The organism is Microbacterium sp. W1-4-2 (genome assembly GCF_058349885.2).
In genome coordinates, this window is sequence record NZ_JBYRJC020000001.1 from 33,836 (window position 1) to 55,785 (window position 21,950).

Genomic DNA, 21,950 nt, shown 5'->3' on the forward strand with positions numbered 1-21,950 from the left:
GGTCACACCGTCGGATGACTGGGAAGTCTACTCGGTCGCCTTCGTCCGACCGCCCCCACGCGCATCGCGACGATCTTGCCTCTCGCCGTGCGAAACGTTCTGCGCTATGCTCGGAGTGCGCTCGTTGAACGCGAGTGCACCCGTGCATGGGGATGCGTCGGGGATGCCTACTGGGGAGGCAACGATGTTTCGCAGGTCTTTGGCGATCGCGGTCTGCACCGCGTTGCTCACTCTCGGCGGCGGAACCGCTGCATTCGCGCAAGGCGGATCGGGCGCGGATGGGAACGGCCAGGGTTCGAACCAGGCGGCCGACTACACGCCGCACGTCACGGTCCATCCGACCCTCGCCGGATCGATCGCCGTCGCCGAGTGCATCATGGATGCGGCGTGGATCCGCTACGACGTGGTCATGACGGACCCCGACGGCGTCGCGACGTCGCACGAGGTCAAGCTCGTGCTGACCGACACCACGCACACCCTCGTGGTCGACCTCGGGCCCCTCGTGCACAACCGGCTCGAGGGCCGGATCCTGTGGCCGGGCGCGACGACGGACCACGCCGGCCACGGCGTCACCTGGCCGGGCTGGGAACTCGTCAACGGCGTCCAGACCCCGACGGGCGGGAACTTCGGCTGGACGCGCGGACACATCACGGCGACGCTTCAGGTCAACCCCGAACTGGTCGTTCCCCTGTCGTACCCGCCGGCGACCGCGTCCTGCGCGCAGCCGGCCTCGGTGCCCGCGTCGCCGCACGGAATCCTCGCGGTCACCGGATCGAACGTGCCGGTCATCCCGATCGCGATCGGCGCGGTCGTCGTGTTGGTCGCGGGTGCGGGGCTGCTCGTGGTGCGGCGCGCGCGTCGCAGTTGACGGATGCCTCGGCCCACCGGTCTGCGGGCCGTCAGTCCTTCTCGCCGCCGGGCGAGAAGGACTGTTCGTCGTCACAGGGGCTCACGACGGACCTCGGGACGGGCGGCGGAGACCGAACGAGTCGTCGCTTCGGCTCGGTTTGCGACACGCCCGGGATGCACGTAGACTGTTGAGGTTCCATATTCCGGTGTGCGGTCACGCGCGCCTGGATCACTGCCAGGGCAGTGCATAGGCAACGCATCAGCGAGATCCTAGGCCGCGGGCAGCAGAACAGCGCAAGCGAGAGCAAGAGCTCGAGCAGCTGTGCGCGACATCCCCCACACGAACCGCCTGCGGTGACGTGTGCGCGGGAGCCGGATGCCTCGCATCCGGTGTGACAGCAGAACAGCGGTGCAGCATCGCCGGGAACCCGGCAGAACGTGCCATGGCGTGAGAACGCCACCGTGCGTCCAATGCGCGCGAGCGTAAGACGCGAGAAGAGAGAGAGCAGACAATGGCGGGACAGAAGATCCGCATTCGCCTGAAGTCGTACGATCACGCCGGCCTTGACTCGTCGGCCCGCAAGATCGTCGACACCGTCACCCGTGCCGGCGCCTCGGTGGTGGGCCCGGTGCCGCTTCCGACCGAGAAGAACGTCGTGTGCGTCATCCGGTCGCCCCACAAGTACAAGGACAGCCGCGAGCACTTCGAGATGCGCACCCACAAGCGCCTGATCGACATCATCGACCCGACGCCCAAGGCCGTCGACTCGCTGATGCGCCTCGACCTGCCGGCCGATGTCAACATCGAGATCAAGCTCTGAGGTTCGACATGGCTGACATCAACAACAAGACTTCCAAGGGTCTGCTGGGCACCAAGCTCGGCATGACCCAGGTGTGGAACGAGCACGGCAAGCTCGTGCCCGTCACCGTCATCGAGATCGCCCCGAACGTGGTGACCCAGGTGCGCACGCCCGAGAAGGACGGCTACAGCGCCGTGCAGATCGCGGCCGGTCAGATCGACCCGCGCAAGGTCACCAAGCCCCTCGAGGGCCACTTCGAGGCCGCCGGCGTCACCCCGCGCCGCCACGTCACCGAGGTGCGCACGGCGGATGCCGCGGACTACGCGCCCGGTCAGGAGCTCACCGTGGACGGCACCTTCGAGGCCGGCCAGCTGGTCGACGTCGTCGGCACCAGCAAGGGCAAGGGCTTCGCGGGTGTCATGAAGCGCCACAACTTCAAGGGCGTCTCGGCCTCGCACGGTGCGCACCGCAACCACCGCAAGCCCGGTTCGATCGGCGCCTCGGCGACCCCGAGCCGCGTCTTCAAGGGCATGCGCATGGCCGGCCGCATGGGCGGCGAGCGCGTGACCGTCCTCAACCTCACGGTGCACGCCGTCGACGCCGAGAAGGGCCTGCTGCTCGTCAAGGGCGCCGTTCCCGGCGCGCGCGGCCGCATCGTCTACGTCCGCAACGCAGTGAAGGGTGCCTGAGGCCATGGCTGACACGACCCTCGACGTCCGCAAGGCAGACGGCAAGAAGGCAGGCTCCGTCGAGCTGCCCGCCGCGATCTTCGACGTCAACACCAACATCCCGCTGATCCACCAGGTCGTCGTCGCGCAGCTCGCGGCGGCACGCCAGGGCACCCACTCGACCAAGCGTCGCGGTGAGGTCTCGGGCTCGGGCCGCAAGCCCTTCAAGCAGAAGGGCACGGGCAACTCCCGTCAGGGCTCGATCCGCGCACCTGAGCACACCGGCGGTGGCATCGTCCACGGACCGAAGCCGCGCGACTACGCGCAGCGCACCCCCAAGAAGATGATCGCGGCCGCCCTGCTGGGCGCGCTCAGCGACCGCGCGCGCGGCGAGCGCCTCCACGTGGTGGAGTCGTTCGGCATCCAGGGCACGCCGTCCACGAAGGCCGCCGTCGCGGTCCTGAACGAGCTGGGCGCCACGAAGAACATCCTCGTGGTCGTCGAGCGCGCTGACGAGCTGACCGTCAAGAGCGTGCGCAACCTCCCCGAGGTGCACGTGCTCAGCTTCGACCAGCTGAACGCCTACGACGTGGTCGTCTCGGACGACATCGTCTTCACCAAGGCCGCTTTCGACGCGTTCGTCGCGTCCAAGAGCGGCGCCACCGAGGAGGTCTCGGCATGACCGCCGCGAGCGAGAACCGAGGGGGGCTCGGCGTGACCCGAGTGAACAAAGACCCGCGCGACATCATCCTGAAGCCGGTCGTCTCCGAGAAGAGCTATGGCCTGATCGACGAGGGCAAGTACACGTTCTACGTGGACCCCCGCGCGAACAAGACCGAGATCAAGCTCGCGATCGAGAAGATCTTCGGCGTGAAGGTGGCGTCGGTCAATACGCTCAACCGCGTCGGCAAGGCCCGCCGCACCCGCTTCGGCATCGGCAAGCGCAAGGACACCAAGCGCGCCGTCGTGACTCTGAAGTCGGGCACCATCGACATCTTCACGGCAGTCGGCTGACGGTCGGGACGAAGGACTAGAGAACTATGGCTATTCGCAAGTACAAGCCCACGACCCCGGGTCGCCGCGGCTCGTCGGTGGCCGACTTCGCCGAGATCACCCGATCGACGCCCGAGAAGTCGCTGCTGAAGCCGCTCGCCAAGACCGGTGGCCGCAACAACCAGGGCCGCATCACCACCCGCCACATCGGCGGCGGCCACAAGCGCCAGTACCGCGTCATCGACTTCCGTCGCAACGACAAGGACGGCATCGACGCCAAGGTCGCGCACATCGAGTACGACCCGAACCGCACGGCGCGCATCGCGCTGCTGCACTTCGTGGACGGCACCAAGCGCTACATCCTGGCGCCCGAGAAGCTGCGCCAGGGCGACATCGTCGAGTCGGGTCCCTCGGCCGACATCAAGCCGGGCAACAACCTGCCGCTGCGCAACATCCCCACCGGTACCGTGGTGCACGCCATCGAGCTGCGCCCGGGCGGCGGTGCCAAGCTCGCGCGCTCGGCCGGTGCCGGCGTGCGCCTGGTCGCCAAGGACGGCCCGTTCGCGCAGCTGCGTCTGCCCTCGGGTGAGATCCGCAACGTCGACGCCCGCTGCCGCGCCACGATCGGCGAGGTCGGCAACGCCGAGCAGTCGAACATCAACTGGGGCAAGGCCGGCCGCAAGCGCTGGAAGGGCGTCCGCCCGACCGTCCGCGGTGTCGTGATGAACCCCGTCGACCACCCGCACGGTGGTGGCGAGGGCCGCACCTCCGGTGGTCGTCACCCTGTCACGCCGTGGGGCAAGCCCGAGGGCCGCACCCGCCACGCGAACAAGGAAAGCGACAAGTACATCGTTCGCCGTCGCACCGCCGGCAAGAAGCGCAAGTAGGTAGGAACAGAAGATGCCACGCAGTCTCAAGAAGGGCCCCTTCGTCGACGAGCACCTGCTTCGCAAGGTCATCGTCCAGAACGAGGCGGGAACCAAGAACGTCATCAAGACGTGGTCGCGTCGCTCGATGATCGTGCCGGCCATGCTCGGCCACACGATCGCCGTGCACGACGGCCGCAAGCACATCCCCGTGTTCGTCAGCGAAAGCATGGTCGGACACAAGCTGGGCGAGTTCGCGCCCACCCGCACCTTCCGCGGCCACGAGAAGGACGACAAGAAGGGCCGCCGCCGCTGACGCGGGGGCAGAGGAGAGAGAAATGGTGGAGTCCATCGCACGCGTGCGACACATCCGCGTGACCCCTCAGAAGGCTCGTCGCGTCGTCGCACTCATCAAGGGCAAGCAGGCCGAAGAGGCCCTTGCCATCCTGAAGTTCGCGCAGCAGAGCGCCAGCGAGCCCATCTACAAGCTCGTGCACTCGGCGATCGCGAACGCCCGCGTGAAGGCCGACCAGGAGAACGAGTTCCTGGACGAGCAGGATCTGTACGTGAAGAACGCCTTCGTGGACGAGGGGACGACGCTCAAGCGCTTCCAGCCTCGTGCGCAGGGCCGCGCGTTCCAGATCAAGAAGCGCACCAGCCACATCACCGTCGTGCTTGCGACCCCCGAGGTCGCCGAGGCCGGCGCAGCAACGAAGAAGGCGAGCAAGTAATGGGACAGAAGGTCAACCCGTACGGCTTCCGCCTCGGCATCACCACCGACCACGTGTCGCGGTGGTTCTCGGACTCGACGAAGCCGGGTCAGCGCTACGCCGACTACCTTGCCGAGGACATCAAGATCCGCCAGCTGCTGCAGAAGCAGCTCGATCGCGCGGGCGTCAGCAACATCGAGATCGAGCGCACGCGTGACCGCGTCCGCGTCGACATCCACACCGCGCGTCCGGGCATCGTCATCGGCCGTCGCGGCGCGGAGGCCGAGCGCATCCGCGGCGAGCTCGAGAAGCTCACCGGCAAGCAGATCCAGCTGAACATCCTCGAGGTGAAGAACCCCGAGGCCGACGCTCAGCTGGTCGCGCAGGGCATCGCCGAGCAGCTCAGCGCTCGCGTGGCCTTCCGCCGCGCGATGCGCAAGGGCCTGCAGGGCGCGCAGCGCGCCGGCGCCAAGGGCGTCCGGATCCAGGTGTCGGGCCGCCTCGGCGGCGCCGAGATGAGCCGGTCGGAGTTCTACCGCGAGGGTCGTGTGCCCCTGCACACGCTGCGCGCGAACATCGACTACGGCTTCTACGAGGCGCGCACCACCTTCGGCCGCATCGGCGTGAAGGTCTGGATCTACAAGGGCGACCTCACCAACAAGGAGCTCGCACGCGAGCAGGCGAACCAGAAGCCTTCTCGCGGTGACCGTCCGCGTCGTGCCCCGCGTAACGAGGCGCCCGTCGCAGAAGGAGCATCGGCATAATGCTTATCCCCCGCAAGGTCAAGTACCGCAAGCAGCACCACCCGGGCCGCAGCGGCCAGGCCACCGGCGGCACGAAGGTCTCCTTCGGCGAGTTCGGCATCCAGGCCCTCACCCCCGCCTACGTGACCAACCGTCAGATCGAGTCCGCTCGTATCGCGATGACCCGTCACATCAAGCGCGGTGGCAAGGTGTGGATCAACATCTACCCCGACCGTCCGCTGACCAAGAAGCCGGCCGAGACCCGCATGGGCTCCGGCAAGGGCTCGCCCGAGTGGTGGGTCGCGAACGTCAAGCCGGGCCGCGTCCTGTTCGAGGTCGCGGGCGTCAACGAGGAACTCGCTCGTGAGGCGCTGACCCGTGCCATCCACAAGCTGCCCCTGAAGGCACGCATCATCAAGCGCGAGGAGGGCGACGCGTAATGGCGATCGGCACCAAGGAGCTCGCCACGAGCGAGCTCGACACGTTCGAAGACCAGCGCCTCGTCGAGGAGCTGCGCAAGGCCAAGGAAGAGCTGTTCAACCTGCGCTTCCAGTCCGCTACGGGTCAGCTGGAGAGCCACGGCCGTATCCGCGCCGTCAAGCGCGACATCGCGCGGCTGTACACGGTGATCCGCGAGCGCGAGCTGGGCATCCGTGCCACGCCCGCGCCGGCCGACACGGCCAAGCCCAAGAAGAGCAAGGCGAAGAAGGCGGACACCGCCGAGACCGCCGAAGTGAAGGAAGAGGCTGAGTGATGGCCACCGCGAAGAAGGCCGAGGCCGAGGTCGCCCAGACCGGTCACGAGCACGCTGAGCACGACGTCCGCGAGGCGGGCGCCCGCGGTTACCGCAAGGCCCGCCGCGGCTACGTCGTCAGCGACAAGATGGACAAGACGATCGTCGTCGAGGTCGAGGACCGCGTGAAGCACCCCCTCTACGGCAAGGTCATCCGCCGCACCGAGAAGGTCAAGGCGCACGACGAGGACAACACCGCCGGCATCGGCGACCTCGTCCTCATCCACGAGACCCGGCCGCTGAGCGCCACGAAGCGCTGGCGTCTGGTCGAGATTCTCGAGAAGGCCAAGTAAATGATTCAGAACGAATCCCGACTCAAGGTCGCCGACAACACCGGCGCCAAGGAGCTGCTCACCATCCGGGTGCTCGGCGGCTCCAACCGCCGCTACGCGGGCCTGGGCGATGTCATCGTCGCCACGGTGAAGGATGCCATCCCCGGCGGAAACGTCAAGAAGGGCGATGTCGTCAAGGCCGTGGTCGTGCGCACCGTCAAGCAGACCCGTCGTGCCGACGGCTCGTACATCAAGTTCGACGAGAACGCCGCCGTGATCCTGAAGAACGACGGGGAGCCCCGCGGCACCCGCATCTTCGGGCCGGTTGGCCGTGAGCTTCGTGACAAGAAGTTCATGAAGATCGTCTCGCTGGCCCCGGAGGTCATCTGATCATGGCGAACATCAAGAAGGACGACCTGGTTCAGGTCCTCGCCGGCACCGACCGCGGCAAGCAGGGCAAGGTCCTCGCGGTCCTCGCCGAGCAGGACCGCGTGATCGTCGAGGGCGTGAACTTCGTCACGAAGCACACCCGCGTCGGCCAGACCCAGCGCGGTACCAAGACGGGCGGCATCGAGACGATGGAAGCCCCGATCCACATCTCCAACGTCGCCGTCGTCGACCCCTCGACCAAGAAGCCGACCCGTGTCGGCCACCGGGTCGAGGAGAAGATCAAGGACGGCACGAAGCGCACGGTTCGCGTACGCTTCGCGAAGAAGAGCGGTAAGGACCTCTGATGAGCAGCACCACTGCCGCGCCGGCTGGCAAGATCCAGCCGCGCCTGAAGCAGAAGTACCGGGCTGAGATCCAGCAGAAGCTGCAGGACGAGTTCGGCTACAAGAACGTCATGCAGATCCCCGGCCTGGTCAAGGTCGTGGTGAACACCGGTGTCGGCGAGGCGGCTCGCGACAGCAAGGTGATCGATGGCGCGGTCGACGACCTCACCAAGATCACCGGCCAGAAGCCGATCGTGACCAAGGCCCGCAAGTCCATCGCGCAGTTCAAGCTGCGCGAGGGCCAGCCGATCGGTGCGCACGTGACGCTCCGGGGCGACCGCGCCTGGGAGTTCCTGGACCGTCTGGTCAGCCTCGCGCTGCCCCGCATCCGCGACTTCCGCGGCCTGTCCGCCGACCAGTTCGACGGTCACGGCAACTACACCTTCGGTCTGCAGGAGCAGTCGGTCTTCCACGAGATCGACCAGGACCGCATCGACCGGGTCCGCGGTTTCGACATCACCGTCGTGACCAGTGCGACGACGGATGCCGAGGGCCGGGCGCTGCTGCGTCACCTGGGCTTCCCGTTCCGCACGGACAACGCCCAGGCGTGAGCCGAGGCATCCTCTAAACTGAATACTTCCGCCTTCGTCCACCCGGACGCGAATCCATGGGGACTCGGCGAATCCGCATGCCCTCGGGCATGGAGTCGCCGAATCCCTGTGGATCGGGCGGGATGCCTCGACAGAGGCAGTCATAGAAGGTCGGCCGCGGGTGTACCGGCGTCCGAAACCTTATGAACAAAGGAAACAACCCATGACAATGACAGACCCGGTCGCAGACATGCTGACCCGTCTGCGCAACGCGAACTCGGCGCACCACGACTCCGTGGCCCTGCCGAGCTCGAAGCTGAAGACGAACATCGCCGAGATCCTCAAGCAGGAGGGCTACATCGCCGATTGGGCCGTCGCCGACGCACGCGTCGGTCAGACGCTGACCCTCACGCTGAAGTACGGCCCGAACCGCGAGCGGTCGATCGCCGGCATCAAGCGCGTCTCGAAGCCCGGTCTGCGCGTGTACGCACGCTCGACCGAGCTGCCCACGGTCCTCGGTGGCCTGGGCGTTGCCATCCTGTCCACCTCCTCTGGCCTCCTCACGGACCGCCAGGCCGAGCAGAAGGGCGTGGGCGGGGAAGTTCTCGCCTACGTGTGGTGATCGACGATGTCGCGTATCGGACGTCTTCCCATCGACATCCCGGCCGGAGTGACCGTCGAGGTCGCCGGCCAGGCGGTGCAGGTCAAGGGCCCCAAGGGTGAGCTGAGCCTCACCGTGGCGCGCCCCATCGAGGTCAAGGTCGAGGAGGGCCAGGTCCTGGTCTCGCGCCCCGACGACGAGCGCGAGTCGCGCTCGCTGCACGGCCTGACCCGCACCCTCATCAACAACAACATCATCGGTGTGACCGAGGGCTACTCCAAGGGCCTCGAGGTCGTCGGCACCGGTTACCGCGTGCAGCAGAAGGGCAGCGCGATCGAGTTCGCGCTCGGCTTCTCGCACCCGGTTCTGGTCGACCCGCCCGCGGGCATCACGTTCACGGTCGAGGGCAACAACAAGGTCACCGTGACCGGCATCGACAAGCAGGCCGTCGGCGAGGCGGCCGCGAACATCCGCAAGATCCGCAAGCCCGAGCCGTACAAGGGCAAGGGCGTGCGCTACGCCGGCGAGGTCGTTCGGCGCAAGGCCGGAAAGGCTGGTAAGTAAGCATGGCTGTGAAGTCGAAGTCCGACGCCCGCGCGCGTCGTCACGCCCGCCTTCGCAAGAAGGTCGTGGGCACCACCGAGCGCCCGCGCCTGGTCGTCACCCGTTCGGCCCGCCACGTCTTCGTGCAGGTCGTCGACGACAGCAAGGGCCACACCGTGGCCAGCGCCTCGACCCTCGAAGCCGATCTGCGCACGTTCGACGGTGACAAGACCGCCAAGGCCCGCAAGGTCGGCGAGCTGGTCGCCGAGCGCGCGAAGACCGCCGGTGTCGCCGAGGTCGTGTTCGACCGTGGCGGCAACCGCTACGCCGGCCGTGTCGCGGCGATCGCCGAGGGCGCCCGCGAAGGAGGCCTGAACCTGTGAGTGACGCAGTGCAGAACAAGAGTGTGGAGACCGAAGTGACCGCCGACCAGGCAGCGCCGGAGCAGGCGGCCGAGGCCACCGCCGAGGCGACGAACGAGCGCGAGCCCCGCCGCGGCGGGCGCGACCGCAACTCGCGCGACCGCGGCGGCCGCGACCGCAACTCGCGCGACCGTGGGGACAACCAGTTCCTCGAGCGCGTCGTGACGATCAACCGCGTCTCGAAGGTCGTCAAGGGCGGCCGCCGGTTCAGCTTCACCGCTCTGGTTGTCGTCGGCGACGGCAACGGCGTGGTGGGCGTCGGCTACGGCAAGGCCCGCGAGGTGCCGCTGGCGATCTCGAAGGGCGTCGAAGAGGCCAAGCGCAACTTCTTCCGCGTCCCGCGCGTGAACAAGACGATCCCGCACCCCGTGCAGGGTGAGGCCGCCGCCGGTGTGGTGCTGCTGCGCCCCGCCGCCGCCGGTACCGGTGTCATCGCCGGTGGTCCGGTGCGTGCGGTGCTCGAGTGCGCCGGCATCCACGACGTCCTCTCGAAGTCGCTCGGCTCGTCGAACACGATCAACATCGTGCACGCGACCGTCGAGGCGCTCAAGAGCCTCGAGGAGCCCCGCGCCGTCGCCGCCCGTCGTGGCCTGGACTTCGACCAGGTCGCCCCGGCCCGTCTCATCCGCGCCGAGGCTGCGGATGCCGCCGCCGCGCGCGAGCAGAAGGTAGGTGCCTGATGGCTGCCCGTCTGAAGGTCACGCAGGTCAAGTCCAAGGTGAGCGAGAAGCAGAACCAGCGCGACACGCTGCGCAGCCTCGGTCTGAAGCGGATCGGCGACACGGTCGTCCGTCCCGACGACGCGCAGACGCGCGGCTACGTCAAGACCGTCGCCCACCTCGTGAAGGTTGAGGAGATCGACTAATGGCTGAGAAGGCCGAGAAGAACGAGGCCGTCGAGGCGGAGAAGAAGGCTCCCGCCAAGAAGGCCACGGCCACCAAGGCCGCCGCGAAGCCGGCTGCCGCCAAGGCCGAGAAGGCAGAGAAGGCGCCCGCCAAGAAGACGCCGGCGAAGAAGGATGTCGTGGACTCGCGTCCCGGCGTCCTCAAGGTCCACCACCTGCGTCCGGTCCCCGGCGCCAACACCGCCAAGACCCGGGTCGGCCGCGGTGAGGGCTCGAAGGGCAAGACCGCCGGTCGCGGCACCAAGGGCACGAAGGCCCGCTACCAGGTGCGCCCCGGCTTCCAGGGCGGTCAGCTTCCGCTGCACATGCGTGCGCCGAAGCTGCGCGGCTTCAAGAACCCGTTCCGCGTCGAGTACCAGGTGGTCAACCTGGACAAGCTCGCGGAGCTGTACCCGGCCGGTGGCGACGTCACCGTCAGCGACCTGGTCGCCAAGGGTGCCGTTCGCAAGAACGAGAAGGTCAAGGTGCTCGGCACCGGCGACATCGCGGTGAAGCTCAACGTGTCGGTCGACAAGATCTCGGGCTCGGCAGAGCAGAAGATCGTCGCCGCCGGTGGCACCGTGGCCGCCGCCGCGGAGTAACCCCCAGCGAAACGGGGCCGGAGGATCCTCCGGCCCCGTTTCGCATCCGGCCCCCGAGACGGCGTCCGCGCGAATCGCGTGCGCCGCTCTGTGGCGGCTGGGCTAACCTGGTTGTCTGTGCGCACCGCGCGTGCGCCGGCATCCCACTTCCTGGAGGAACCCCTTTGTTCAGCGCCATCCAGCGAGTCTTCCGTACGCCCGACCTGAGACGGAAGATCGGCTTCAGCCTGGCGATCATCGTGCTGTACCGGCTCGGGGCGCACATCCCCACGCCGTTCGTCAGCTTCCCCAAGGTCCAGGAGTGCCTGCGTTCCGGTGGCGGCACCGAGGGCTTGCTGTCGATGGTCAACCTGTTCTCGGGCGGCGCGCTGCTGCAGCTGTCGATCTTCGCGCTCGGCGTCATGCCGTACATCACCGCGGCGATCATCGTCCAGCTGCTGCGCGTGGTGATCCCGCACTTCGAGACGCTGTACCAGGAGGGGCAGTCCGGGCAGGCGAAGCTCACGCAGTACACCCGCTACCTGACGATCGCGCTCGCGCTGCTGCAGTCGACCACGCTGGTCACGGTGGCCAGCAGCGGCCAGCTGTTCGGCTCGTCGGTGCAGGCCTGTCAGCAGGTGCTGACCAACGACGCCTGGTGGGCCCAGACCCTGATGGTGCTGGCACTGACCGCCGGCACGGGCCTCATCATGTGGATGGCCGAGCTGATGACCGAGAAGGGCGTCGGCAACGGCATGTCGATCCTGATCTTCACGTCGATCATCGCGACCTTCCCCTCGGCCATGTGGACCATCAAGCAGGCCCGCGGCTGGGACACCTTCTTCCTCGTGATCCTCGTCGGGATCGTGATCATCACCCTGATCGTGTTCGTCGAGCAGTCCGTGCGGCGCATCCCCGTGCAGTACGCCAAACGCATCGTCGGGCGGCGCACGTACGGCGGCACGAGCACGTACATCCCGATCAAGATGAACATGGCGAACGTGATCCCCGTGATCTTCGCGTCGTCGCTGCTGTACATCCCCGCGCTGATCGCGCAGTTCAACCAGCCCGCCGCCGGCCAGTCGCCGGCCGGCTGGGTGGTGTGGATCAACAACTATCTGGTCAAGGGCGACCACCCGCTGTACTGGCTGCTGTACTTCGTGCTCACCGTCGGGTTCACGTTCTTCTACGTCGCGATCACGTTCAACCCCGTCGAGATCGCCGACAACATGAAGAAGTACGGCGGGTTCATCCCGGGCATCCGCGCGGGCCGTCCCACGGCCGAGTACCTCGACTACGTCATCAGCCGCATCACGACCGTCGGCGCGCTGTATCTGGGCCTGGTCGCTCTGATCCCGCTGGTCGCGCTGTCGACGGTGTCGGCGAACCAGAACTTCCCGTTCGGCGGCGCCTCGATCATCATCATGGTCGGCGTCGGCCTCGAGACGGTGAAGCAGATCGACGCGCAGCTCCAGCAGCGCCACTACGAAGGGCTCCTGCGATGACCTCGACCGCACGACTGGTGATCATCGGCCCCCAGGGCTCGGGCAAGGGCACCCAGGGCGCCCGCATCGCCGAGGCCCTCGGCATCCCCGCCGTCTCGACCGGAGACGTGTTCCGCGCCAACATCAAGGCCGGCACGCCCCTGGGCGAGCAGGTGAAGGCGATCACCGCGGCCGGCAACCTCGTCTCGGACGAGCTGACCGGCCAGATCGTGCGCGACCGGCTGTCGCAGGACGATGCGGCGAACGGCTTTCTGCTCGACGGCTACCCGCGCAACCTGCAGCAGGTGCACGACCTGGACGCGTTCCTGGACGGCGCCGGCCTGGACGCCGTCATCGAGCTGAGCGTGCCGCGTGAAGAGTCGATGACCCGTCTGGCGCTGCGCGCGACCGAGCAGGGCCGCACCGACGACACCGACGAGGCGATCGCCAAGCGGCTGTCGATCTACGAGAGCGAGACCGCGCCGATCCTCGACGTCTACCGCCGGCGCGGCATCGTCGACCAGATCGACGGCGTGGGCAGCCTCGACGAGATCACCGCGCGCATCACGGCAGCACTGGCTGCCCGCGGCATCACCCGCGCGGCAGCCGTCTGACCGTGGGTCTTCGCCGCGGCATCTACAAGACCCCTGCGCAGCTGCGCGGGATGGTCGAGCCCGGTCGCATCACCGCGTCGATGCTCGACGCCGTGCGCCCGCTGATCGTGGCCGGCACCACGACGCTGCAGCTGGATGCCGCGGCCTCCGCGGTCGTGAAGTCGCGGGGTGCGCTCTCGAACTTCCAGATGGTGCGCGGCTACCGGCACACCGTGTGCGTCTCGGTCAACGACGAGGTCGTGCACGGCATCCCGGGGGGCCGTGTGCTCGAGCCGGGCGACATCGTGTCGGTGGATGCCGGCGCGGAGTACCGCGGCTGGAACGGCGACTCGGCGATCACGGTCGTCGTGCCCGATCCCGCCCGCCCCGAGGTCGTCGCGGAGCGCCAGGAGCTCTCGCGCGTCACCGAGGGGTCGCTGTGGGCGGGGATCGCCGCTCTCGCCTCGGCCACCCACCTCGCCGAGGTCGGCGCCGCCGTGCAGGGCCATGTCGAGGCATCCGGCCATGACTACGGCATTCTGCGCGACTATGTCGGGCACGGCATCGGGCGCAAGATGCACGAGTCGCCCGCGGTGTTCAACTACCGGGTGTCGGATCCCGGACCCGAGGTGCGCCCGGGCCTGGCCGTCGCGATCGAGCCGATGGTCGTCATCGGCAGCGACGCGACGTACGTGGGCGACGACGGCTGGACCGTCTCGACCGTCGACGGCTCAGCAGGCTCACATTGGGAACATAGCGTTGCCGTGCATGATGACGGCATCTGGGTGCTCACCGCACCCGACGGGGGAGCTGCAGGACTCGCGTCGTTCGGCGTCGTCCCGGCTCCGATCCCGTAGGACTCTCGAGAAGAACGAGGAAACGAATGGCTACCGCTGTGCGGAAGACGAACTGGTTCGCCATCTGGGTCAGCGTGGCGGCTGTCGTGGTGCTGGTCGTGGTGACCGGCATCGTGATCGCGATCAACAACGCCGCATCGGCCCCGGGTGCTGAGCCCAAGGGCAAGATCATCACCACCTCCGCGGGGGCGGTGAGCTTCGGCGACGGCGCGAACACCATCGACACGTACATCGACTTCCTGTGCCCCTACTGCCACCAGTTCGAGCAGACCGAGGGCCCGACGATCAAGCAGCTCGTCGACGAGGGCAAGGTCACGCTCAACGTGCACCCCGTGACGATCCTCGACGACGGCACGACGCCCAAGGGCTACTCCAGCCGCGCGGCCGGCGCCTTCTACGCGGTCGCCGCCGCCGACCCCGACAACGCCTACGCGTTCATGCAGGCGCTGTACGCCAGCCAGCCGCAAGAGGGTTCGGCGGGCCTGACCGACGAGCAGATCGTCCAGATCGCCAAGAGTGCCGGTGTCAACGTGACCGGCGATCTCGAGAAGGCGATCACCTCGAACGCGTATCAGAAGTACGCGCAGAGCAAGGGCCTGCCCAGCGGTGCCACGGGCACCCCGACGGTCGTGGTGAACGGCAAGGCCATCCAGGTGACGTTCGATCCCCAGAAGGACATCACGCCGAACCTCAAGTGACGACCGCCGGCCCGTGCGGCGCCGAATCCATAGGTCCCGTGCGGCACCGAATCCATAGGCCCCGTGCGGCGCCGAATCCATAGGGAATGGGTGAGTCCATACCCCAGAGGGTGTTGATTCGCCCAATCCCTATGGATTGAGGCGGCTGGATGGGCAGTCTCGCGCGGGCCGCGCACAATCGCCGGTGTTGTGCGATCGGCGAGGGGTTCGCCGTCTCCTCCCCAGATGGTGCGTGCAGGTGGATTCGGCCGATTCATCCACATTCTGTCGAGAGGCAGGATGCCGCGACCTGCGCGGATGCAAGAGTCGGGCATGGGCTTCACCGAGACCAAGACGAAACTCCTCTCCCGCGATGAACTCGTGCGCACCGGGAACGATGTCGAGCGGCTCCGCCGCGACGTCGCGCAGAAGCGGCTGCGACGCATCCACGTGGGATGGTTCGTCCTCGAAGATCATTGGCAGGCTGCATATCCCGAGGAACGTCACCTCATGCAGGTCATCGCCGCCTCGGATCGGCTCACGCTGAACGGCAGCGGATTCTTCCTCACCTCCGCCGGGGTCCTTCACGGTCTTCCGCTCTGGCGGATCGCTCTCACGAAGGTCCACGTCGCAGGTGCCCACACCGACGGCTCGTCGGCGACGGCGGGCAATGTCGCCCGCCACCGCATTCAACTGCCCGACGACGATTTCACGCTGGTCCACGGCATCCCCTGTACCTCGCTCGAGCGCACGGTGTTCGATCTGATCCGATCGGTGCCGCTCGAGGCCGCGGTCGCTGTTGCAGACGCCGCCCTCCGCAGTATCGCCTGGTCATCTCACGAGCGTGTCTACGACATCGAGGCCGCGGCCGCGTGGAAAGAGCGGATGATGCGTCGGATCCTCGACGCGCGCGGTGCCCGTGGCACGCGGCAGGCCATGTGGGTCATCGAGTTCGCCGATGGACGGGCCCAGCTGCCCGGCGAGAGTGTGAGCCGCATTCAGATCGAACGTCTCGGGTTTCAGCCGCCCGAGTTGCAGGTCGCGGTCCCGGGCCCGCACGGGCGGGACTTCTACGTCGACTTCTGGTTCGTGGATGCCTTGGCCTGGGGTGAGATGGACGGCAAGACCAAGTACCACGAGCTGGCGCTCACCAAAGGAGCAACCGCGCGGCAGGTATTCGATGCGGAGAAGGCGCGCGAAGACTGGATCCGCGGCACTACTCAAAGCCCCATGGGCCGCTGGGGCACGGAGCACGTCGGCACCGCCGACAACCTCGGCGCCCGCCTCGCGCATTTCGGCATCGTGCCGCGGCGGCAGTAGTCCGCGTCGGACGGCGCCATGCCTCGACTCTGGATGCAGATGCCGCGACCTCGGCAGAAGTGCCCCCCGCCCCCCAAGCCAGTGGAGGGGTTCGCGTCAGTCCCTATGGACTCGGCGAGTCAATACCCCATGGGGCATGGAGTCGCCCACTACCTATGGATTCGCGAGTAAGGCGGTGTTGGAGCAGCCGGACGACTGAGAATCAGCAGTGGCAAAGAGTGCAAGGGAGGGGAAGCCGCCGGCCAGGTTGCCGGGCGTGCCGGGGTGACGTACACTAGTTCTTTGGTGCCTTGCGCCTGTTTCGGCGTGTCTCTTTGCGGAGTCCTCCAGCGGAGCCCGGCACCATCCATCCACCCACCGCAGACCGACCGGTCCGCAGAATCGATAGCGAGGCTATGGCCAAAAAAGACGGTGTCATCGAGATCGAGGGCACGGTGTCAGAGGCGCTGCCCAACGCGATGTTCCGCGTTGAGCTGACCAACGGACACAAGGTGCTCGCGACCATCTCGGGCAAGATGCGGCAGAACTACATCCGCATCATCCCCGAGGACCGCGTGGTCGTGGAGCTCAGCCCCTACGACCTGACCCGCGGCCGCATCGTCTACCGCTACCGCTAGACCGGTCGAGAAGTAACGCCCCGGGCACCGTCGTGCCCGCCCGGCGAAGACAGCGAACAGGAAGCATCATGAAGGTTCAGCCCTCCGTCAAGCCCATCTGCGATCACTGCAAGGTGATCCGCCGCCACGGCCGCGTGATGGTCATCTGCAAGTCGAACCCGCGCCACAAGCAGCGCCAGGGTTGATATGAGCCGGGGCAATGCCGCGAAGCGGCGTTGCCGCGGCTCATATCAAGGTTGAGCGAGGGCCGAAGGCCCGAGTCGAAACCTGACAGCACGACAACTCAATACCGATCGGGCACCGCGTGACGTTTCGTCTCGCTTCGCTCGCTCAACGAAACAGGCAGGATCAGAACCCCACGAGGGGGGACACCCCGGGGCGGAGGCCCGGGCACCGATCCTGCTCCACACCTCCACAAACTCCTAGGAGAAGCCGCATGGCACGTCTTGCCGGCGTCGACATCCCGCGCGATAAGCGCGTGGTGATCGCCCTGACCTACATCTACGGCATCGGCCGCACTCGCTCGAACGAGATCCTCAAGGCGACCGAGATCGACGAGAACATCCGCGTCAAGGACCTGACCGACGACCAGCTCGTCGCGCTCCGCGACCACATCGAGGGCACCTACAAGGTGGAGGGTGACCTTCGCCGCGAGGTCGCCGCCGACATCCGCCGCAAGGTCGAGATCGGCTCGTACGAGGGCCTGCGCCACCGCCGCGGCCTGCCCGTGCGCGGCCAGCGCACCAAGACGAACGCGCGCACCCGCAAGGGCCCGAAGCGCACCGTCGCCGGCAAGAAGAAGGCGCGCTGATAGGCGCCCGGGCAAAGGTTTAGGAGAACACCCCCATGGCACAGGCCAAGTCCGCTGCGCGCAAGCCGCGCCGCAAGGAGAAGAAGAACATCGCGCTGGGCCAGGCCCACATCAAGTCGACGTTCAACAACACGATCGTCTCGATCACCGACCCGTCGGGCGCCGTCATCAGCTGGGCGTCGTCGGGCGGCGTGGGCTTCAAGGGCTCGCGCAAGTCGACCCCGTACGCGGCCGGCATGGCCGCCGAGTCGGCCGCCCGCCAGGCCGCCGACCACGGCGTCAAGAAGGTCGACGTCTTCGTCAAGGGTCCGGGCTCGGGCCGCGAGACCGCGATCCGCTCGCTGCAGGCCGCCGGCCTCGAGGTGGGCTCGATCCAGGACGTCACGCCGCAGGCGCACAACGGTTGCCGCCCGCCCAAGCGCCGCCGGGTCTGAGAACGCGATGCCGGATGCCTCGAGATGAGGCATCCGGCATTCCCCGTGCTTTCCGGATGCCTCGGGTCGAGGCATCCCTCGGAGAAAACTCAATACCTACCCACTGCACGTGTCATATAGCGGGCACGTCGCACGAAAGGAACACATAGTGCTCATTGCACAGCGTCCCACCCTGACCGAGGAGAAGCTCGGAGAGTTCCGCAGCCGCTTCGTCATCGAGCCGCTGGAGCCCGGCTTCGGCTACACGATCGGCAACGCGCTGCGTCGCAGCCTCCTGTCGTCCATCCCGGGCGCCGCGGTCACCAGCATCCGCATCGACGGGGTCCTCCACGAGTTCAGCACCATCCCCGGTGTGAAGGAGGATGTCACCGAGATCATCCTCAACATCAAGCAGCTGGTCGTTTCCAGCGAGCGCGACGAGCCCATCACCGCCTACCTGCGCAAGACCGGCGCCGGCGAGGTCACCGCCGCCGACATCTCGGCCCCGGCCGGTGTCGAGGTGCACAACCCCGACCTGGTCATCGCGACGCTGAACGACACCGCGCGCTTCGAGCTCGAGCTCACGATCGAGCGCGGCCGCGGCTATGTGTCGGCCACCCAGAACCGCAACGAGTACGCCGAGGCCGGCCAGATCCCGGTCGACTCGATCTACTCGCCGGTGCTCAAGGTCAGCTACCGCGTCGATGCGACGCGTGCCGGTGAGCGCACCGACTTCGACAAGCTGGTGCTGGATGTCGAGACCAAGGCGGCGATCTCGCCGCGCGACGCCGTCGCCTCGGCCGGCCGCACGCTGACCGAGCTGTTCGGTCTGGCCCGCGAGTTGAACGTCGACGCCGAGGGCATCGAGATCGGGGCCGCCCCGGTCGAGACCGTCGCGTCCACCGAGCTGTCGATGCCCATCGAGGACCTCGACCTGTCGGTGCGTTCGTACAACTGCCTGAAGCGCGAGGGCATCAACACCGTCTCGGAGCTGGTCGCCCTGTCCGAGACGCAGCTGATGAACATCCGCAACTTCGGTCAGAAGTCGGTCGACGAGGTGCGCGACAAGCTCGTCTCGCTCGGCCTGTCGCTGAAGGACTCCGTGCCCGGCTTCGACGGCGCGCACTTCTACGGCGGCTACGACGACGACTCGGCAGACAACGCCTGATCTTCTTTTTCACACTGGAGTAACTGAGAATGCCTAAGCCCACAAAGGGACCCCGCCTCGGAGGCGGCCCCGCCCACGAGCGTCTGCTGCTTGCGAACCTGGCCGCTGCGCTGTTCACGCACAAGTCGATCAAGACGACCGAGACGAAGGCCAAGCGCCTGCGTCCGCTCGCCGAGCGGCTGATCACGTTCGCCAAGCGCGGCGACCTGCACGCCCGTCGCCGGGTGCTGTCGGTCATCGGCGACAAGGACGTCGTGCACGTCCTGTTCACCGAGATCGCGCCGCTGGTGGCCGACCGTGACGGCGGCTACACCCGCATCACCAAGGTCGGCAACCGCAAGGGCGACAACGCGCCGATGGCCGTGATCGAGCTCGTGCTCGAGCCCGTCGCGAAGAAGTCGTCGCCGGTGAAGAAGTCGTCGACGAAGAAGGCTGAGAAGCCGGCCGAGGAGGCCCCGGCCGAGGAGGCCCCCGAGGCCCCGGCCGAGGAGGCCCCCGAGGCTCCGGTCGAGGAGGCTCCCGCCGCTGAGGCTGCCGAGGTTCCGGTCGAGGATGCCGCGGCCGACGCTCCCGCTGAGGACGCCGCCGAGGAGAAGGCCGAGTAAGGCCCTCGTTCTACCCGAGTCGAGACCCGCGAGCCGCACGGCTCGCGGGTCTCGTCGTCTGCGGCCCCGACATCCCACCCCCGCCGTCATTCATCCGAATCCATAGGGATTGGGCGAATCCATGCCCCATAGGGTATTGACTCGCCCAATCCCTATGGATTGGTGAGGCGTGAGGGGGTGAGGCGTGAGGGGGTAAGGGGTGAGGGGGGTAAGGCGTGAGGGGGGTGAGGCGTGAGGGGGGGGTAAGGCGTGAGGGGGTGAGGCGTGTGAGGGGGCGAGGCGTCAGGCGGCGGCGGAGGCGGTGAGCTGGGTGACGCGCAGGATCATCAGCTCGCGCTGGTGCGCCTGGCGCAGCTGCGCGGCCGTGATCGCGTCAGCGAGCGTCCGCGCATAGATCCTGCCGCCGGCCTCGCCCGGGTGGATCTCGTCGCCGGCCAGCAGGTCGCGGTGCGGGCGGATGGCGCCGTCCCAGTCGGCGATCGCCACATCCGGATGCGTCGATGCGTACGCGCGCAGGTCGCGGTTGACCCCCGGGATCCACTCGCGCGGCGCCGAGGCGGTGACCAGCACGAGCCGCCGGTGCGGGCCGAGCTCGTCGAGCACCGCGTCGAGCGAGCTGTCGTCGACGGCCCCGTTCGTGCCGAGCCCGAGCACGACATACCGGCGCAGCTCGCCGCGATCGGCCAGCGAGCGGATGATTCCCGGAGCGGCATACATCGATCGCGAGACCTTCGCGTCGATCCGGATGCCGGGGTAGCGCTGCATCAGCGCGGGCGCCGAGGCGAGCATGACCGAGTCGCCGATCGCGTCGATCTGCTGCCCGTCGATCGCGGTCGGGGTCACCGTGGCGTCCGCGCCGGACGCCGAGGCGCCGCCGTCGGCCAGCAGCGGCGGGCGCGGCGCCGGGGTCTCGTTCGCGAGTGCCTGCTGCCCGGCGCGCACGGCGTCCTGCCCCGAAGACGACTCGGGGGCCATGGCGATCGCGGCGGTCGTGCCGGAGACGACCACGGCGACAAGAACGACGACGCCCACGGCCCGCAGACGCATCGCGGGCGCACCGACCAGGCGTCGCCCGAGCTCCACGACCGTCGCGCCGAACCCGCGCCGGCGCACGGGCTGCTCCACGAACCGGAACGACAGGGCGGCCGCCGCCAGGGTCAGCGCGATCACGACCGGACCGATCCACCCCGGCAGCGCGGTCGAGGCGGCACTCCCGCCGGCCATCGCGACCACGAGCACGAACAGCGGCCAGTGCCACAGATAGATGCCGTACGACCGGTCGCCGATCCAGCGCAGCAGGGGCGTGTCGAGGGCGGCGCCGATCCACGATCCCGGTGCGACGGCGACGGCGATCACGACGCCGGTGAGTGCGACGGCCGGCGCGAGCGTGCCGGGAAAGGTCGAGGCATCCGCCCGCTCGGGCAGGGCCGCGACGATGACCAGGCCGGCGATCGCGGCGAGGCCGATGACGCCGCCGATGTGGCGGGTGCGAGGATGCCGCAGCCACCCGGCATCCGTCGTCACGAGTCGTTGCAGCACGAACGCGAGCGCGACGCCCAGCAGCAGCCCGAATGCGTGCGAGTCGGTGCCGAAGTACGCCCGGGTCAGCCCGGCGCCGACGAGAGTGCTCATCCACCAGGCCGAGGCCGCGGCCGCGCCCAGGGCCAGCGTCGCCCGCGCCCACCGGGTCGGCACGAACAGAAGCACCAGAAGCAGCAGCGGCCACAGCGCGTAGAACTGCTCCTCGACCGCGAGCGACCAGAGGTTGCGCAACAGCTCCGGTGTGTCGGCAGAGAAGTAGTCGCCACCCGCGGCCACCGACACCCAGTTGTAGCTGAAGGTCGCCGCGCCCAGCACCTGCCAGCCCAGACGCACGAGCACGTCGCCGCCGATCATCCACGCCCAGGTCGCCGTGACGGTCACGAGCAGGGCGAGCGCCGGCAGCAGCCGTCGCGCGCGGCGGCGCCAGAAGTCCAGCAGATGGATCGTGCCGGTCGCCTCGCGCTCGCGCAGCAGCAGCGACGTGATGAGGAACCCGCTGATCACGAAGAACACGTCGACGCCGACGAACCCGGACCGCAGGATCCAGCCCGGGAAGAGGTGATAGACGACCACGAGCACCACGGCGATCGCGCGCAGGCCGTCGAGCCCGGCGAAGCGGGCGCGCGCGAGCGCGGGGGCGGGCCCGGAGGTGGGGGACGCGGGCGCGGGCGATTCCGGGCGCGCGGGCAGGGCGGTGGCAGGCTTGGTCATGGCGGAAGACGTTCGCCGTGACCCAGACACGCGCGACCGTCGAGTCGATTCTACGAGGGGCGACTGAGATCGTGTCGCATGCGACGCCCGGCGGACGTAAGGTCGAAAAGCACGCCGCGCCGGCG

33 protein-coding genes are annotated in these 21,950 nt (G+C 68.0%); 32 read left to right on the plus strand and 1 reads right to left on the minus strand.

Annotated elements, in window-relative coordinates:
* Positions 1-184: 184 nt before the first annotated feature.
* The 32 genes from AC3RX0_RS00150 to rplQ all read left to right on the plus strand — a co-directional run bounded on the left by AC3RX0_RS00150 (position 185) and on the right by rplQ (position 19,572).
* Positions 185-868 carry an LPXTG cell wall anchor domain-containing protein gene (locus tag AC3RX0_RS00150; RefSeq protein WP_491503925.1) on the plus strand — a complete coding sequence of 228 codons (684 nt, stop codon included), beginning with the start codon at positions 185-187 and terminating at the stop codon, positions 866-868.
* A gap of 493 nt (positions 869-1,361) precedes the next feature.
* Positions 1,362-1,670, plus strand: a complete 309-nt coding sequence (gene rpsJ / locus AC3RX0_RS00155; protein ID WP_029145857.1) for a 30S ribosomal protein S10 — start codon at positions 1,362-1,364, stop codon at positions 1,668-1,670.
* 8 nt (positions 1,671-1,678) lie between these two features.
* Positions 1,679-2,338, plus strand: coding sequence for a 50S ribosomal protein L3 (gene rplC / locus AC3RX0_RS00160; RefSeq protein ID WP_491503926.1), 660 nt, complete (start codon positions 1,679-1,681; stop codon positions 2,336-2,338).
* A 4-nt stretch (positions 2,339-2,342) separates the two neighbouring features.
* Positions 2,343-2,999 carry a 50S ribosomal protein L4 gene (gene rplD, locus AC3RX0_RS00165; protein ID WP_491503927.1) on the plus strand — a complete coding sequence of 219 codons (657 nt, stop codon included), beginning with the start codon at positions 2,343-2,345 and terminating at the stop codon, positions 2,997-2,999.
* Entirely contained in the window at positions 2,996-3,331 is a 336-nt protein-coding gene (rplW, locus tag AC3RX0_RS00170; protein ID WP_491503928.1) for a 50S ribosomal protein L23, read from the plus strand. Before rplD ends, rplW begins: the two co-directional genes overlap by 4 nt.
* A gap of 26 nt (positions 3,332-3,357) precedes the next feature.
* A complete protein-coding gene (gene rplB / locus AC3RX0_RS00175) occupies positions 3,358-4,197 on the plus strand; it encodes a 50S ribosomal protein L2 (protein WP_491503929.1) in 840 nt (279 codons plus the stop codon).
* A 13-nt stretch (positions 4,198-4,210) separates the two neighbouring features.
* Positions 4,211-4,492 carry a 30S ribosomal protein S19 gene (gene rpsS, locus AC3RX0_RS00180; RefSeq protein ID WP_491503930.1) on the plus strand — a complete coding sequence of 94 codons (282 nt, stop codon included), beginning with the start codon at positions 4,211-4,213 and terminating at the stop codon, positions 4,490-4,492.
* A 22-nt stretch (positions 4,493-4,514) separates the two neighbouring features.
* Positions 4,515-4,907 (plus strand): 50S ribosomal protein L22, encoded by a 393-nt coding sequence (gene rplV, locus AC3RX0_RS00185; RefSeq protein ID WP_491503931.1) that lies wholly within the window; start codon positions 4,515-4,517, stop codon positions 4,905-4,907.
* Entirely contained in the window at positions 4,907-5,650 is a 744-nt protein-coding gene (gene rpsC / locus AC3RX0_RS00190) for a 30S ribosomal protein S3 (RefSeq protein ID WP_491503932.1), read from the plus strand. Before rplV ends, rpsC begins: the two co-directional genes overlap by 1 nt.
* Positions 5,650-6,069, plus strand: a complete 420-nt coding sequence (gene rplP / locus AC3RX0_RS00195) for a 50S ribosomal protein L16 (RefSeq protein ID WP_018171451.1) — start codon at positions 5,650-5,652, stop codon at positions 6,067-6,069. The genes rpsC and rplP overlap by 1 nt, the downstream gene beginning before the upstream one ends.
* Positions 6,069-6,383 (plus strand): 50S ribosomal protein L29, encoded by a 315-nt coding sequence (gene rpmC, locus AC3RX0_RS00200; protein ID WP_491503933.1) that lies wholly within the window; start codon positions 6,069-6,071, stop codon positions 6,381-6,383. The genes rplP and rpmC overlap by 1 nt, the downstream gene beginning before the upstream one ends.
* Positions 6,383-6,715, plus strand: coding sequence for a 30S ribosomal protein S17 (rpsQ, locus tag AC3RX0_RS00205; RefSeq protein WP_491503934.1), 333 nt, complete (start codon positions 6,383-6,385; stop codon positions 6,713-6,715). The genes rpmC and rpsQ overlap by 1 nt, the downstream gene beginning before the upstream one ends.
* Positions 6,716-7,084 carry a 50S ribosomal protein L14 gene (gene rplN, locus AC3RX0_RS00210; RefSeq protein ID WP_029145868.1) on the plus strand — a complete coding sequence of 123 codons (369 nt, stop codon included), beginning with the start codon at positions 6,716-6,718 and terminating at the stop codon, positions 7,082-7,084.
* Between the two features lie 2 nt (positions 7,085-7,086).
* Positions 7,087-7,428: a 50S ribosomal protein L24 gene (gene rplX, locus AC3RX0_RS00215; RefSeq protein ID WP_491503935.1), complete on the plus strand. Its 342-nt coding sequence runs from the start codon at positions 7,087-7,089 to the stop codon at positions 7,426-7,428.
* Complete coding sequence (gene rplE, locus AC3RX0_RS00220; protein ID WP_491503936.1) at positions 7,428-8,018, plus strand: 50S ribosomal protein L5; 591 nt, start codon at positions 7,428-7,430, stop codon at positions 8,016-8,018. Before rplX ends, rplE begins: the two co-directional genes overlap by 1 nt.
* Before the next feature lie 202 nt (positions 8,019-8,220).
* Positions 8,221-8,619: a 30S ribosomal protein S8 gene (rpsH, locus tag AC3RX0_RS00225; protein WP_417561571.1), complete on the plus strand. Its 399-nt coding sequence runs from the start codon at positions 8,221-8,223 to the stop codon at positions 8,617-8,619.
* A gap of 6 nt (positions 8,620-8,625) precedes the next feature.
* Positions 8,626-9,162 (plus strand): 50S ribosomal protein L6, encoded by a 537-nt coding sequence (gene rplF, locus AC3RX0_RS00230; RefSeq protein ID WP_491503937.1) that lies wholly within the window; start codon positions 8,626-8,628, stop codon positions 9,160-9,162.
* 2 nt (positions 9,163-9,164) lie between these two features.
* The gene (rplR, locus tag AC3RX0_RS00235) at positions 9,165-9,524 is read left to right on the plus strand and encodes a 50S ribosomal protein L18 (protein WP_491503938.1); all 360 of its coding nucleotides are present in this window, start codon (positions 9,165-9,167) and stop codon (positions 9,522-9,524) included.
* Positions 9,521-10,243, plus strand: a complete 723-nt coding sequence (rpsE, locus tag AC3RX0_RS00240) for a 30S ribosomal protein S5 (protein WP_491503939.1) — start codon at positions 9,521-9,523, stop codon at positions 10,241-10,243. The genes rplR and rpsE overlap by 4 nt, the downstream gene beginning before the upstream one ends.
* The gene (gene rpmD / locus AC3RX0_RS00245; RefSeq protein ID WP_194424257.1) at positions 10,243-10,428 is read left to right on the plus strand and encodes a 50S ribosomal protein L30; all 186 of its coding nucleotides are present in this window, start codon (positions 10,243-10,245) and stop codon (positions 10,426-10,428) included. The genes rpsE and rpmD overlap by 1 nt, the downstream gene beginning before the upstream one ends.
* Positions 10,428-11,048, plus strand: a complete 621-nt coding sequence (rplO, locus tag AC3RX0_RS00250) for a 50S ribosomal protein L15 (protein WP_491503940.1) — start codon at positions 10,428-10,430, stop codon at positions 11,046-11,048. The genes rpmD and rplO overlap by 1 nt, the downstream gene beginning before the upstream one ends.
* A gap of 164 nt (positions 11,049-11,212) precedes the next feature.
* Positions 11,213-12,532, plus strand: coding sequence for a preprotein translocase subunit SecY (gene secY, locus AC3RX0_RS00255; protein ID WP_491503941.1), 1,320 nt, complete (start codon positions 11,213-11,215; stop codon positions 12,530-12,532).
* On the plus strand, positions 12,529-13,125 hold the full coding sequence (locus tag AC3RX0_RS00260) for an adenylate kinase (protein WP_491503942.1): 597 nt from the start codon (positions 12,529-12,531) through the stop codon (positions 13,123-13,125). Before secY ends, AC3RX0_RS00260 begins: the two co-directional genes overlap by 4 nt.
* A gap of 2 nt (positions 13,126-13,127) precedes the next feature.
* Positions 13,128-13,961, plus strand: a complete 834-nt coding sequence (map, locus tag AC3RX0_RS00265) for a type I methionyl aminopeptidase (RefSeq protein ID WP_491503943.1) — start codon at positions 13,128-13,130, stop codon at positions 13,959-13,961.
* 26 nt (positions 13,962-13,987) lie between these two features.
* Positions 13,988-14,659: a DsbA family protein gene (locus AC3RX0_RS00270; protein WP_491503944.1), complete on the plus strand. Its 672-nt coding sequence runs from the start codon at positions 13,988-13,990 to the stop codon at positions 14,657-14,659.
* Positions 14,660-14,971: 312 nt separating this feature from the next.
* A complete protein-coding gene (locus tag AC3RX0_RS00275) occupies positions 14,972-15,958 on the plus strand; it encodes a hypothetical protein (RefSeq protein ID WP_491503945.1) in 987 nt (328 codons plus the stop codon).
* Between the two features lie 395 nt (positions 15,959-16,353).
* A complete protein-coding gene (gene infA, locus AC3RX0_RS00280; protein WP_013583992.1) occupies positions 16,354-16,575 on the plus strand; it encodes a translation initiation factor IF-1 in 222 nt (73 codons plus the stop codon).
* A gap of 68 nt (positions 16,576-16,643) precedes the next feature.
* Positions 16,644-16,760 (plus strand): 50S ribosomal protein L36, encoded by a 117-nt coding sequence (gene rpmJ, locus AC3RX0_RS00285; protein WP_084516090.1) that lies wholly within the window; start codon positions 16,644-16,646, stop codon positions 16,758-16,760.
* 251 nt (positions 16,761-17,011) lie between these two features.
* Positions 17,012-17,386: a 30S ribosomal protein S13 gene (gene rpsM / locus AC3RX0_RS00290; RefSeq protein ID WP_491503946.1), complete on the plus strand. Its 375-nt coding sequence runs from the start codon at positions 17,012-17,014 to the stop codon at positions 17,384-17,386.
* 35 nt (positions 17,387-17,421) lie between these two features.
* Positions 17,422-17,820, plus strand: a complete 399-nt coding sequence (rpsK, locus tag AC3RX0_RS00295) for a 30S ribosomal protein S11 (RefSeq protein WP_129385805.1) — start codon at positions 17,422-17,424, stop codon at positions 17,818-17,820.
* Positions 17,821-17,968: 148 nt separating this feature from the next.
* On the plus strand, positions 17,969-18,967 hold the full coding sequence (locus AC3RX0_RS00300; RefSeq protein ID WP_491503947.1) for a DNA-directed RNA polymerase subunit alpha: 999 nt from the start codon (positions 17,969-17,971) through the stop codon (positions 18,965-18,967).
* A 29-nt stretch (positions 18,968-18,996) separates the two neighbouring features.
* The gene (gene rplQ, locus AC3RX0_RS00305; protein WP_491503948.1) at positions 18,997-19,572 is read left to right on the plus strand and encodes a 50S ribosomal protein L17; all 576 of its coding nucleotides are present in this window, start codon (positions 18,997-18,999) and stop codon (positions 19,570-19,572) included.
* A gap of 282 nt (positions 19,573-19,854) precedes the next feature.
* Here rplQ and AC3RX0_RS00310 read toward each other — a convergent pair whose 3' ends face one another.
* The gene (locus AC3RX0_RS00310) at positions 19,855-21,825 is read right to left on the minus strand and encodes an acyltransferase family protein (RefSeq protein WP_491503949.1); all 1,971 of its coding nucleotides are present in this window, start codon (positions 21,823-21,825) and stop codon (positions 19,855-19,857) included.
* Between the last annotated feature and the right edge of the window lie 125 nt (positions 21,826-21,950).